The sequence below is a fragment of the Peribacillus sp. FSL K6-1552 genome, from assembly GCF_038005205.1.
Lineage (GTDB): Bacteria > Bacillota > Bacilli > Bacillales > DSM-1321 > Peribacillus > Peribacillus butanolivorans.
Map to the genome: position 1 here is coordinate 3,433,700 of NZ_JBBOST010000001.1, position 13,205 is coordinate 3,446,904.

The window sequence follows — 13,205 nt, forward strand, 5'->3', positions numbered from 1 at the left end:
AAAGCACTCCTTTTCACTATTTTCAAATGAAATCTATTAAAAGAAATAAAGAAGGGTATCTATTAGTCTAAAACCAAGTCTTCTAATTCTGACAAGATTTCTAACTTGCTATTTCTTTCAGCCTCTTCCATCATGCTTTCAGAAATCCAAATTTCACCGATTTCAAGTGTATTTTTTATTCTTACGACTCTTACTTGATTTAAATCGAAGGCATTGCACGTTTTGATTGCAGCTTTTACAGCCAATTCCTGAGTATCTAAAAACATAGGGAGCTTTACAACATCTGTCACGGTGCTGGTGAGTGCATTGGCATACCCTTTTTCCCATTCGATTTCATTCATGACCGCTTTCGTCGTCATATCAGCCATACCGATGCCGTTTGCATTCCCATGAGTTTTCTCGGTAAGTCCAAGGACAACGGTCCGTTTAACTTCTGGACCGCCAGAAGCATAAGGAGTGGCGAAGTTGCCCGTTATGTTTGGATCCATTCCATCTCCGGAAATGTCTTTTCCTAGTTCATTTACAATAAGTACATCCATCTTATCGAAATGAATCTTTGGCATTAACGATTTCGCTTCTATCAACAGTCCCGGCTCAACCTTTTCTAAATCCTCCGCCGGTACAGCTACGATTTTCGCAGGTTTATCGTAGGCATTCTCAATAGTCGCAATGCCGAATATAATCGGAGCTTTCGATAAGGAAATTTTCGCCATCTCAGGTACATGCTCAGCCATATACTTAAAACTATATGCATGAGCTGCTTCGGCTCCTTTTTGTTTACCTAAACCAATTGTGATCATTTTCATTAGACCACTTTCAACCGGCCCACGAAATGCAGTGTGTGGTTTTATTCGATTAATGACTATAATTTTGTCCGCTTCATAGGCAAATTTATCGATATATACAGGGAGCCCATTAGGCAACTCATCCAGTTTCACCACTTCCATTGAAGACCTTATTGGCGCTCCAACCACTTCTTCTGTCACACCCAGCTGATGCAACACGTCAATTTGTCCTTCCGCTGTTGCTCCGCCATGGCTCCCCATTGCAGGTACAATAAATGGATTGCCTCCTGCATTCTTAACTGCAGCTGCTGTTTCTCTTACCAATATAGGGAGATCTGCTAGCCCCCTGCTTCCTACAGCAATAGCCACATTGTCATTTTCAGTTATTCTTGATAAGACCCCAGCTTCTTTTATCGCCTTTTGCACCTCACCCGCTACATCGGCGAGTTGAGGTGCATGAAATACCTGCCGCACTTTGACCATTTTCGGTAATTGAATTTCTCGTAAAAGCTCAGAGATAATATTCATTATCATTCCTCCATACTGCAGTGCTGTTTAATTACCGCGCACTTTTTCAACTTCGGTCATCATTTCTTCAACAAGATCCGGGCCGAATTTTTGGGCAAACTTGTCCGTCACTGGTTGAATAACTTCCTTCATTTTTGCCATTTCTTCCGGCTTTACTTCGTTGATTTTCATTCCTTCTTCTTCTAGATATTTAAGTGCTTTCTCATTTTCCTTTCGATTAAGTGCCCGTTGGTACTCTCCAGCCTCTTGTGCGGCCTCACTCATGATTTTTTGTTCTTCTTCCGATAAGTCATCCCAGAACTTTTTGCTGACAAGGAATACAAATGGTGTATAAACATGCTTTGTAAGGCTTAAGTAGTCTTGTACTTCATTGTATTTTTGCGTTTGAATTGTCGCGAGAGGATTCTCTTGACCATCAACAGTGCCTGTTTCTAATGCGGTGAACACTTCAGAGAAAGCCATTGGAGATGGATTAGCCCCTAACTTTGAAAATGCATCTAAGTGCACTTCATTTTGCATAGTACGTATCTTAAGGCCCTTGAAATCATCAGCTGTTACAACTGGGTGTTTGCTGTTTGTTAAGTTTCGGAAGCCGTTTTCCCAATATCCCAGACCTACTAAATCATGTTCCGGTAATTTATCCAAAAGCTTTTTACCTATAGCACCATCAAGTACTGAATAGGCTTCTTCTTCATTATTAAAGACAAATGGAAAGTCATAGATTCCAAATTCCTTTATCATCCCCACAAGTGGAGAAGTTGAAGGAACTGTTACTTCCTGTAAGCCTCCTTGAAGAGCTTCTGTCATTTTTTGATCATCTCCAAGGGTGGCATCAAAGAAGTTTTGGACTTTCATTTTCCCTCCACTTTTTTCTTCAAGCAGTTCTTTAAATTTGACCATCCCCTGCCCTTGTGGGTGCATTTTACTATTTCCGATACCTGCTTTGATTGTTCTTTCCTGGATACCGTCTGTTGTAGCGCTTTCATTTTGTGCACTTCCACAAGCACTTAATAGTAATATTCCCGGCAAAATCACACCAGCTGCCAATCGCTTAAGCCAATTATTCATCATATTTCCTCCTAAAATGTTATAACTCTGAGCATACAAATCCAATTACTGGTTCATTCCATTAGGATGTAAACCATCCTAGAGGGACTAATACTAAGGAAGGGAACAAGATTAACAAAATCAAAACAATTACTTCAACGAGCAAGAAAGGCCATATCCCTTTCATGATGTCTTCCATACTGATTTTACTTATCCCACACATGACATTTAAAACGGTTCCAACCGGTGGTGTAAGCAAACCAATGGCATTATTCAGGATAAACAGGACACCAAAGTATACTGGGTCAATTCCTGCTGCTTCAACTAGCGGCATCAAAACAGGTGTGAGAATTAGGATCGTCGGCGTCATATCCATCGCTGTTCCAACTACAATTACCAGCAAGTTAATCATTATTAATAGAAGGAGCGGATGATCCAAAAATGGTTCCAGCAAGCCAATTACCTGACCAGGTAAATCAGCTACAGTAATCAGCCAAGATGACACGAGTGCTGCTGCGACCAGAAACATAACCACACTTGTCATTTTTCCGGCATGAACAAAGACATCGTACAAATCTGTCACTTTCATTTCACGATAGATTACTAGACCGACAAATATTGCGTACACTGCAGCCACGACTGCAGCTTCAGTCGGTGTAAATAATCCGAATTTCAATCCCCCAATGATAATGACGGGTAGGAATAGAGCCCATATCCCTTGACGAAGTGAAATAAGTATTTCTTTAATTGAGGCACGAGGTTTAACGGCTACATTATCTTTGCGTGCTATAATGGCCCAGGTAATAGTAAGTCCGACCGCAAGTAGAATCCCCGGAACGATCCCTGCCATAAATAGCTTTGTAATGGACACACCACTGGCTACACCGAAAATAATAAAACCAATACTCGGTGGGATGATTGGGGCAATAATTCCACCAGATGCTATCAACCCGCTTGAACGGTTCACATTATAGCCAGCTTTTGTCATCATTGGTATTAAGATAGCCCCAAGAGCTGCTGTATCAGCAACGGCTGAACCTGATAAACTTGCAAATAATACACTCGCAATTATTGCAACATAGCCAAGTCCTCCTTTGATATGCCCAACCATAGACATTGCCATCTCAACGATACGCCGTGACAATCCACCCCGATTCATTGCCTCCCCTGCCAACATAAAGAACGGAATCGCCATGAGTGGGAAATTATCAGCACCGCTGATTAAGTTTTGCGCGATGATTTGACTGTCAAAAATACCAAGAGCGTACATTAACACTACGCTACTTACGAGTAAGGCAAAAGCAATAGGCATTCCTAAAGACATTGCTCCTAGTAAAGATCCGACAAATACACCTATCATCCTTGTTTCTCCTCCTTCCCTTCTACAATTCCTTCTGTTATAAATTCATCACCATGGAGAGAGATTAGCTCTTCAGACTCACTAATACTGACTAATTCTTCGTCCTTAATCTTATTGAAAAAGATCCTATATAAATTGTTAATGATCAATAAACCCATGGAAACACTAACAAGGATACCTGTCCCATATACAAATGCTAATGGCATACCAGTAGCAGGCGCTGTACTATCAATGTTAATCAAAGTCATTTTCCAGCTACCATCCAGGACAAGGAGAAGGACAAACAATATCATCAAATCACTAATAACGAGCACCACTTTTTTCATTTTATTTGGAAGCCTTTTAATGACCATGTCAACACCCAAGTGTTCTTTGTTTTTATAAGCACCAATGGCACCGAGGAACGTCAGCCAGATAAAAAGGTACCTTGACATTTCTTCTGACCAAGTGATACCTGAATTAAAGAAATATCGAAGAACTACATTACCAAAGACGAGAACAACCATGATCGCTAATGCAGCAGCCATAACAATGTTCAAAGTATTTTCTAATAGTCTGGATATTTTACTCATCTTTACATCTCCCCCTTCCTATGACCTTGCTTTATTCTGCTTTAATTTTTCCAACTAGCTCTTTTGCCCAATCATTTTCTGCAAAGACTTCATCATATACAGGTTGAGACGCCTTTACCATTTCTTGGGTAAATCTATCGTCAGGCCTAGTAAATTTGATTCCATTATCCTGGAGGAATTTTTTATCATCTTCATAGCTTTGTTCCAATAATTCAAACTCATATGCTGCTGCTTCTTTTGCTGCTGTTTCAATAATTTTTTGTTGTTCCTTAGTCAAGCCGTTAAAGAATTTGCTATTAATAATGTAAATATTAGGGCTAAACATATGCTTTGATTCTAGTACATCACTTTGAACTTCATTCCATCCTGAGGATCTAAGCGTGGCGATAGGGTTATCTTGAGCATCTACTACCTTTTGTTCAAGGGCAGTAAACACTTCAGAAATAGGCAGTGGACTAACGTTTGTTCCGAGCGATTCACCTAATTTTATGTAGTTTGGAATGTTAGGCATTCTAAGTCGAAGGCCATCAAAGTCATCCATACTTTCTATCGTACGATTGCTCGAAAACATTCTAAATCCATTTGCACTCCAAGCTAGTGGCGTTACTCCATGTTTTGGATTTAGGTCTGCGGTCAATTCTTCACCAATCGGACCATTCAGTACCGATTTTACATGTTCGAAATCTCTAAATAGGAATGGCCATTCAGGAACTCCCATTTTAGGAATGTCAGCCTGCATTATTAGACCTGGGATACCCATTTCGATTGTTCCGTTTCTGACACCATCATAAAATTCTTTTTCCGCTCCTAATGTACTGTTAGCATAAATTTGGACCTCTAATTCTCCATTGCTTTCCTTTTCAACCTGTGTTTTGAATTTTTCTTTTAATGCAATATTTTGAGGATGATCTTCAGCAAAATAATGTGCAACTTTAATGGTTTTCTTTTCAATCCCAGATCCGCTAGTCTTTTCTCCCTCACTTCCACATCCTGAAAGAAGTAATACCCCAGCAAGAGTTACGCTTGTGGCAAATCCATAAAACTTTCTTTTTTTCATTTAAAACACCCCCTAAAGTTTTTGTAAGCGTTATCATTATAGACTGATATTAAGAACTTCCCATTACTATTTCTTGTTAGTATCACAGAATTTTGTTTTATAATATAAAACTCCGTTTTGTTTTAACCGGAGCAAGGAAGATAATTTACTAATAAATACCTGTTTCACCCATTATTTCTGCAATTTTTAGACCTGATTTTTCCTTCAGTATTAAAATATAGATTAAATGTGTTCTATAATGTAAAACTCAGTTTTCAAAATTAGAACTTACGTTGATTATAAGCTTCTGTTTTTATCCTTGTCAAACCATTTTTTGAATTTTTTAACAACTTAACAAAATACAATAGTTACTCTTCTTTCCAGTCTATATTTAAACATCTCCTCCCGATATCCTCAAGGAAATAAAAGCATAATTCTGTTGCCCTATCTGTCATTTTCGGTTCGGTGGAGGAAGTTATTTCAACAGAGCCCAAGCACAAAGATTTTTATTCACAAGGGGAATAACAACATTCTGGAAATTTCACTAAATTAATTAAACAATAAATATTTAAACCATTTGAAGAATGAATGAATAGAAGTTTCATTTTTTCTATATTAGGATATTTTTAAGATTTCTTAAGACATTGATTAGTCGACATTAAAGTCGCTCTTTCCTACTCTCTTTAACAGAAACCTTCTTGACGTTATTTTTGTTGTCCATAGCATCAATCAATTCTCTAGCAGAATCACATGTTTCTAAAAAGATGAAGTTTTGGTACATTCAGAATGTAGGCTGGGGAACATCCAGAACACATGTTTCGACAATCGTTTAAACCTCTTTCGACCTAAGCGTCTTGGAGAGGTAATGGGTTACTATATGGTATGTCTGGTAATTATTCTCGCATTCAGACCTCCCCCGAGTTAATTTTGGCGGAGATTGACATTAATAATATATAGAGCTATCGGGGATTATCGGCATCCTCCTAGCCTTATCGATTCTATAAAAAAGTATTCCTATACCTGTTAGCAAGTTACGATTTATCGATCCATTCTTTTATTTTTCATTATGGTGACATTCGGAGGTACTTAACTTACCTTCCTTCGCACTATTCCAATGAAAGTTTTCTTGAACTTTTTATATTTTACGATAGCTCTCATGCTTAATCGCCGGATTTTTGATGGAGCCATTTTAATAGTTAATCTTGCCTTCTGAATTCAGGGTTCCGGTTACTTAACGCATGATAAGTTCCCTTTTTAAGCACTAATATCGAAAAGTCAGTTTCTCTTTTAGGTATGCAACAATGCTCAGCAACTTGATGAAGTTTCCGCCACTTTCGATATGGCCTTAATCTTAGGCCTATAAAGAAAATCAAAAAGCATCAGTAACCCCTTTTATTCAAAGAGATTACTGATGCTTTTTTTACTTGCCGGAGATTCTTCTTTAAATAAATCTTGATATTTGAGCAAGCTATCCTTCCAATTGTTTCTGCACATGATTCTTCCATTTTTCAATTTCGATTTGCTCTTGCATAAAAAGTGAGTCCTTAAGGGTGTATAAAGTTGTTTGGAACCTTTTTGAGATATCCTCCTGAAATTGTACTTTATCAAACTCTTTATCCATTGCCCCCCATTTTCCCTCCATTTCATTCATGAAATCTTCCATTCTTTTAATGATATCCGTAACCAATTAACGCACCCCTACATGTTTATATAGTAAAAATTTATATTTCTCTTGCAAAGAAAGCAACTAAGAAACCGTTACTTTTATACTATAACGAATGTATAACAGCTCCCAAAACCATTCTTTATTACCTATATAATAACGGATTAGGTGATAATTTTCATGGATTTTAAATAAAATAGAACTTTTTCCTCGTAACTTTAGTTATCATTAATTAAAATTACTTCAATAACTGAGGAATAATTCAAATAAATTAAGAAAGCTACATATCCTCAATGAATGGACATGTAGCTTTATATCACTATTATTTTTGAAATTGTAATTTATGCAGATTAGCAAAGATACCACCTTGCTTAAGTAAGTCTTCATGGCGGCCCTCTTCAGCAATTCCTTCTTCTGTAACAACAATTATTTTGTCGGCGTTTCGAATCGTTGCTAATCGGTGGGCGATAATGAGTGTAGTTCTATTTTCAGCAAGTTCGGTAAGTGCCTGTTGGATGATTCTTTCGGTTTCAGTATCAAGCGCAGATGTTGCCTCATCGAGAATTAATATCGGCGGATTTTTTAAGAACATCCTGGCGATTGCAATTCTTTGTTTCTGTCCTCCCGATAACTTTAAACCTCGCTCACCTATTTGAGTTTCATATCCTTCTGGTAATCCTTCAATGAAAGCCTCTAGATGGGCCTTTCTTGCTGCTTCTTGAATTTGTTCATGCGTTGCATTAAGCAATCCGTATGAGATATTCTCTTTTAATGTTCCTGTAAAAAGAAACACATCTTGCTGGACTATGCCTATTTGTGACCGTAGTGATTTTTTTGTCATCTCTCGAATATCAATTCCATCAATAGAAATTGAACCGGAAATAACATCATAGAATCTAGGGATTAACGAACAGATAGTCGTTTTTCCAGCTCCGGATGGACCTACAAAAGCAATGGTTTCACCAGCTTTGATATTCAAATCAATGCCTTTTAAAACAGTTTTTTTGTCTTCATAATTAAAAGTGACATCATTAAAAGAAATATCACCTAAAAGAGCATTAACGGCAAATGCATTCTTTTTATCCTCGACATCTGGCTCTATATCCAGAAGTTCAGTAAAACGCTTAAATCCAGCCATCCCTTTCGGATATAGTTCCATCAACGCACTGATTTTATCGATTGGCTTAAATAAAACGTTCACATATAAGACAAACGCGACTAGTTCCCCATATGAGAGCTGTCCATGAAAAGTAAGCCAAGCACCCATTACTAACACTGCGAGTGTCATAAACCTTGTCATCATGTAAATGCCTGATAAGCTGAAGGACATTACCTTATATCCAAGTAACTTCGCCTTACGGAATCTGCGATTATTCGTCGAAAATCGTTCCATTTCATATGTTTCATTAGTAAAAGACTGAACGACCCTAACACCTGAGACGCTGTCTTCCACACGTGCATTAACATCTGCAACTTCTTTGTACATTTGCTTCCATGCTTTATTCATCTTTAAATTACTTATAACAATTAGCAAAACAAGGAATGGCAATATACAAACGGATATGAGCGCCAGCTTCACATTGATCGTCAACATAATCCAAAAAGCTCCAATAAAGGTCATAATAGCAATGAATAAATCTTCGGGACCATGGTGTGCTAGTTCTCCGATATCAAACAAATCATTCGTGATTCGGCTCATGATATGGCCAGTTTTTGTGTTATCGAAAAATCTAAAAGACTGTTTTTGAACATGCTCAAATAGCTCTTCGCGCATATCAGTTTCGATATTAATCCCCAGTTTATGCCCCCAGTAACCTACGATAAACTGCAGGAATGTACTAATAATATAGAGAAGTAATAAGCCCGCACTCACAGAAACAATTGCCGACCAATCGTCACCCGGCAACAGTGTATCTATAAACCATTGAACAGCTAGCGGAAAAGCAAGTTCAAGCACAGCAACAACCACTGCACTGAAGAAATCAATAATGAATAACCGCTTATGTGGCAGGTAATATGAAGCAAAACGTCGAATCATCAAATTATTCTCCTTTTAAACATATATATAGGAGTATAATTCCATATTCATTAATCTTCAAGTATTTCGGATTACGAAGCTACTATTATGGTAAAATTATCTATATTAAACAGCCACTAACCCGGCTCATAAACCTATTAATTTTAAGGAGTGAATCCAGTGTAATTTTTAAAATCCATTCTAATATCATATAACATTATTCATTCAAAAGGATGGTAATCATGAAGAACAAATCGTTTCGCCACCTTTGGATTGGTCAGGCGTTTGCTAATCTTGGAGATATATTTTATGTAGTCGGGTTGATTTCACTTATATATGCCTTAACAGGATCGGCTCTTTATTTGAGCTTGCTTCCGTTCACTACAACGATTTTTCGGTTTATCAGTAGTTTACTTGCACCTCTCATTATTGACAGATTTACTTTAAATCGAATCCTTGTACTATCTCAATTGTGGAAAACTATCTTACTCATTATACTAGGAATCTATATAACTAATTTTAATCAAGCTTTTGCTGTGGTAGCTCTAATCTTTATCGCCATGATTTCATTATTAGATGGAGTAGCTGCCCCGGTAAGTGCAGCTTTGACTCCTCAATTAGTTCCAAAAGAAGAATTGATAAGGGCAAATGGTTTTTTGAATGTATTCACCCAGACAATCTTTGTCTCAGGGTGGCCACTTGGTTCTGTTTTATTAATATCCACCAGCAATAGCTTTATTATTTGGATGACAGTTATACTTTATGCCGTTTCAACAATCTGTACCATAAAAATTGAAATCACTGAACAAACAGCAGAAACCATTCTTTCATCAAGTCGGGCTTCGATTAAATCCGGATGGGTGGCGATTCGGAAAAGCCCAACTATCCGTACACTCATCTCCCTTGATTTTATAACAACTTTAGCATCTAGCGTCTGGGTCGCTGCTGTTATATATGTATATGTCGAACAGAACTTAAAACTAGGAGAGCAATGGTGGGGGTATATTAACACAAGCTACTTTATCGGCATGATTGTTAGTGGATTGCTTGTCATCCGTTTTGCAAAGTTACTAGAAAGATATATCTGCTTTTTCATTGTTTTCGGACTATTTCTCAGTGCCCTACTGACAATGCTATTCGGTGCAAATACTAATCCAGCAATTGCTTTGCTGCTAGCATGTCTGTACGGCCTCCCAGAACAAATTCGGGATGTATTTTACACCAAGCTTATCCAAGATCAAGCATCGGAAAAAACTTTAGCAAAAATATATGCGGTTTGGGGAGCTGTTATCAATCTTACGTTTGCATGTTCCGTTCTGCTTCTAGGCTATATAACGGAAACATACGGTGTCAAAACAACTTTCCAATTCTCTTCAATTTTAATATTCATTGCCTTTCTTTATGCGATTTGGAAAAGGAAGGACTTTCAAGGGATAGAAATATAAAATCATCACTGCAAGCCTTCTTGTACCTCCATTTGTTTCTGTATTTGAAAGGAGCTTTCATTTCGTAGCTCCTTTCCCTTTTTAGTGACACCCAAGGCTGTGTTGATCATGATTGGCTGTCCTCATATTTTTCCTCGGTAGGAACTTGCTTGGACCCGTTAACAGCAAACCAACAGAACCATCCAAAATTGCACGGTTGATCGATATTCTCTTTTTAATGCTCATTACTTACACCAAAACATTCTATTTTATAATTATAATATTCTGTTCCATATACGCCCAATTCTGCGGAAATTCCAAACCAATCTGCCAATAGGTGGCACCTATCAGTTCATAGGCATCAATCACTTCATATTTTGCACTTATCGAACGAATATCTTCAAACCAAACGACATGATCCAAGTTTTCTTTTCTATAAGAATAGGTAGGTGATGCCGCTGACGTGTCGAAAGAGATTTCCGAGCCAGTCGCAATGGCAAGATTTTGTGCATTTTGCGCTGATAATGCCTTCGTCTCATTGCTTGGTACAATCCAATCGTATCCATACATGGGAAATGCCGACTGCAATTTATACGCAGGGATATTCGTTAAAGCGTAACGAAGAACCTCGACCATCCACCAAAGTGGAGAAATTGGTTCGGGTGGGCCCGTTGGATACCCAAAATCAATTGTCATCACGGCAACAAGGTCGGCTACCTCTCCAATTCCCCGATAATCATGACCTCCTACAATTCGATTGTCAGGATTATCTGATGTTTTTGCATGTACGTTAACATGAAGAATTAGTTCGTTCAACCCCTCTTTTAATTCTTTTAAAAAAAGCACATAATCAGACCGTCTTGCAGGAGGGATGAATTCGATGTCCATACTGACCCCCCCATAGCCTTTCTCCCTTACGAAATTCAGCATACTATTAATCAAATTCCCTCTGTAAATCGAACTAGTGAGAACTTCACCCGCCAAGTCAGCATCAAAATCACCGTCTTGAAAATTCCGGATCATCAATAGTGGCGTCACCCCGGTCTGTTCGCATTTCGCGATAAGAGGGAGATCATCACCATCAACGAATGCATTGCCTTCCTTGGTAAAGGAATAAGCTACAATTGCTAAATAGGATAACTTATCACCATTCTCCTCAAGCGTTTTAAACACTACTCCACCTGAAGTTGGGAAGGCAAACCCAAGCGTGATCAATTGATTTTTGTAAGGAGACGGAATCAAAATTTCCGTGTCGACCTTAAGTGAGCTTGCAACAAGCCCTGGATTTGCTTTCATGATGGCCGCTATACTTGTTCCAAAACGTCGGGCAATTTCAGAGAGCGTATCACCATTTTTTATAAGATACGTTCGATTCACCACTTTGTCATCCGGGATATACAACGCCAGACCGGGAACCAGTGCTGTTGATTCCAATCCGTTAACTTCGACTATCCTCGATGGGTCAACCTTATTCATTTTAGTAACTTCCCATAGGCTATCACCTTTTTTCACAATAACGATCGTCATTCAAAACCCTCCCACTCCCTCGAAAAAGTGTATGTTATTCGGGTATTTATATAGAACGAATTATCAAATTTTCATCGTGTTGCATATTCTAAATATATTGACACTCAGAGTCCGCCATGTTATTAATCTATACTGATTGATTTGTAAATAAAACTTACAATATTCCAGTCTCCCCGCACTTTTATACATGACGCAAAAAAACAGTCATAGGAGGCTAATTTAAAGGAATTATCAAATTGTCAACAAAACCATTTCTATTGGTCTGGCTGCAAACTACTTACGCTCTTTATGAAATGTACTTCGAAAAGCATATGAAGCAAAGAAGATTGGTTTACATGGATAGAACCTTGTCAAAATGGTGAGAAGTGTACAAAGAGAAAAATATATTATCATCACTGCTTTAAAATGAAAAGAGGCTGTCCAAAAGGACAACCTCTTACTTTTAATACTATTTGCTAAGTTTCCATCCCAGCTTTTCTTCTATACCTCAAAGTAAACTTTTAATATCGTAAAACTTTCCATTTTCCAACTCATCCACTTCGAGTAGCTCCAATAGTTTTTCCGCAACGAATTCTGGGCTTCTTAGAGTGCCTTTTTCTTTATAGTCATGAAATTTTTCCCTGTCGGAAAAGTCCTGTTCATTAGCTGAACGAATTGTTTCTTGCATCCCTGTGTCCATTACACCTGGTGAAAAAGATATGAGAGTCATAGGGAAAGGCGCCTTATCCTGTTCCAATCCTGCAACACGGGTGAACATTTCAAGTCCCGCCTTTGTACTACAGTAGGCAGCCCAGCCATGATAGGGATTTTTCGCTGCTCCTGAAGAAATGTTGACCATAACCTTCTTTCGGTCCCATTGCTTTGTTCGTTTAACGAATGCATCTGCTAATACTACTGGTGCCATAAAATTTACTCGCAAGCTGGTTTCCAAACTTTCCTGTCCCAGATTTCCTACCGGCTTGATTGGTTCAATTACACCAGCATTATTAACAAAGTAAATCTCGCTTTTTTCATCGACCTCTTCAAGAATCTTATTGACTAACGAAGTAAGCTGCTCAATTTCATTTAAATCAACGGAAATAAAAGTAAGTTTTGTTCCGAATTGAGCAGCTATTTCCACCATTTCAGGATGAGCTGTACGAGATAATAAAATACAATGGTCACTCTTCTGCATGCATTGCTTAGCAATAGCTGCACCTAATCCTCTCGAAGCTCCTGTGATTATAAAAGTCTTCACCACAAATCC

10 protein-coding genes are annotated in these 13,205 nt (G+C 38.1%); 1 reads left to right on the forward strand and 9 read right to left on the reverse strand.

Annotation, left to right across the window (positions count from 1 at the left end; genetic code table 11):
- Positions 1 to 62: 62 nt before the first annotated feature.
- From NST21_RS16410 to NST21_RS16440, 7 genes are all read right to left on the reverse strand, one after another.
- A complete protein-coding gene (locus NST21_RS16410; RefSeq protein WP_340890240.1) occupies positions 63 to 1,313 on the reverse strand; it encodes a lactate racemase domain-containing protein in 1,251 nt (416 codons plus the stop codon).
- A gap of 27 nt (positions 1,314 to 1,340) precedes the next feature.
- The gene (locus NST21_RS16415; RefSeq protein WP_223305490.1) at positions 1,341 to 2,381 is read right to left on the reverse strand and encodes a TRAP transporter substrate-binding protein; all 1,041 of its coding nucleotides are present in this window, start codon (positions 2,379 to 2,381) and stop codon (positions 1,341 to 1,343) included.
- A gap of 61 nt (positions 2,382 to 2,442) precedes the next feature.
- Positions 2,443 to 3,720, reverse strand: coding sequence for a TRAP transporter large permease subunit (locus NST21_RS16420; protein ID WP_201224113.1), 1,278 nt, complete (start codon positions 3,718 to 3,720; stop codon positions 2,443 to 2,445).
- Complete coding sequence (locus tag NST21_RS16425) at positions 3,717 to 4,292, reverse strand: TRAP transporter small permease (protein ID WP_340890242.1); 576 nt, start codon at positions 4,290 to 4,292, stop codon at positions 3,717 to 3,719. Before NST21_RS16425 ends, NST21_RS16420 begins: the two co-directional genes overlap by 4 nt.
- A gap of 31 nt (positions 4,293 to 4,323) precedes the next feature.
- Positions 4,324 to 5,349 carry a TRAP transporter substrate-binding protein gene (locus tag NST21_RS16430; RefSeq protein ID WP_340890243.1) on the reverse strand — a complete coding sequence of 342 codons (1,026 nt, stop codon included), beginning with the start codon at positions 5,347 to 5,349 and terminating at the stop codon, positions 4,324 to 4,326.
- A gap of 1,447 nt (positions 5,350 to 6,796) precedes the next feature.
- Entirely contained in the window at positions 6,797 to 7,015 is a 219-nt protein-coding gene (locus NST21_RS16435; protein WP_201185275.1) for a hypothetical protein, read from the reverse strand.
- Between the two features lie 298 nt (positions 7,016 to 7,313).
- Positions 7,314 to 9,029: an ABC transporter ATP-binding protein gene (locus tag NST21_RS16440; RefSeq protein WP_053346454.1), complete on the reverse strand. Its 1,716-nt coding sequence runs from the start codon at positions 9,027 to 9,029 to the stop codon at positions 7,314 to 7,316.
- Positions 9,030 to 9,250: 221 nt separating this feature from the next.
- On the opposite strand from NST21_RS16440, the gene NST21_RS16445 reads away from it, so the two are divergent.
- Complete coding sequence (locus tag NST21_RS16445; protein ID WP_340890245.1) at positions 9,251 to 10,453, forward strand: MFS transporter; 1,203 nt, start codon at positions 9,251 to 9,253, stop codon at positions 10,451 to 10,453.
- 243 nt (positions 10,454 to 10,696) lie between these two features.
- Here NST21_RS16445 and NST21_RS16450 read toward each other — a convergent pair whose 3' ends face one another.
- Together NST21_RS16450 and NST21_RS16455 are read right to left on the reverse strand one after the other, a co-directional pair.
- Positions 10,697 to 11,959 carry a glycosyl hydrolase family 18 protein gene (locus tag NST21_RS16450; RefSeq protein WP_340890246.1) on the reverse strand — a complete coding sequence of 421 codons (1,263 nt, stop codon included), beginning with the start codon at positions 11,957 to 11,959 and terminating at the stop codon, positions 10,697 to 10,699.
- Between the two features lie 487 nt (positions 11,960 to 12,446).
- Positions 12,447 to 13,196 (reverse strand): (S)-benzoin forming benzil reductase, encoded by a 750-nt coding sequence (locus NST21_RS16455; RefSeq protein WP_340890247.1) that lies wholly within the window; start codon positions 13,194 to 13,196, stop codon positions 12,447 to 12,449.
- Positions 13,197 to 13,205 lie beyond the last annotated feature (9 nt).

Excerpts from the sequence above, each read along its gene's own strand:
- NST21_RS16415 (WP_223305490.1), bottom strand. The coding sequence starts at position 2,381 with ATGAATAATTGGCTTAAGCGATTGGCAGCTGGTGTGATTTTGCCGGGA.
- NST21_RS16445 (WP_340890245.1), top strand. The coding sequence starts at position 9,251 with ATGAAGAACAAATCGTTTCGCCACCTTTGGATTGGTCAGGCGTTTGCT.
- NST21_RS16450 (WP_340890246.1), bottom strand. The coding sequence starts at position 11,959 with ATGACGATCGTTATTGTGAAAAAAGGTGATAGCCTATGGGAAGTTACT.
- NST21_RS16430 (WP_340890243.1), bottom strand. The coding sequence starts at position 5,349 with ATGAAAAAAAGAAAGTTTTATGGATTTGCCACAAGCGTAACTCTTGCT.
- NST21_RS16440 (WP_053346454.1), bottom strand. The coding sequence starts at position 9,029 with ATGATTCGACGTTTTGCTTCATATTACCTGCCACATAAGCGGTTATTC.
- NST21_RS16425 (WP_340890242.1), bottom strand. The coding sequence starts at position 4,292 with ATGAGTAAAATATCCAGACTATTAGAAAATACTTTGAACATTGTTATG.
- NST21_RS16410 (WP_340890240.1), bottom strand. The coding sequence starts at position 1,313 with ATGAATATTATCTCTGAGCTTTTACGAGAAATTCAATTACCGAAAATG.
- NST21_RS16420 (WP_201224113.1), bottom strand. The coding sequence starts at position 3,720 with ATGATAGGTGTATTTGTCGGATCTTTACTAGGAGCAATGTCTTTAGGA.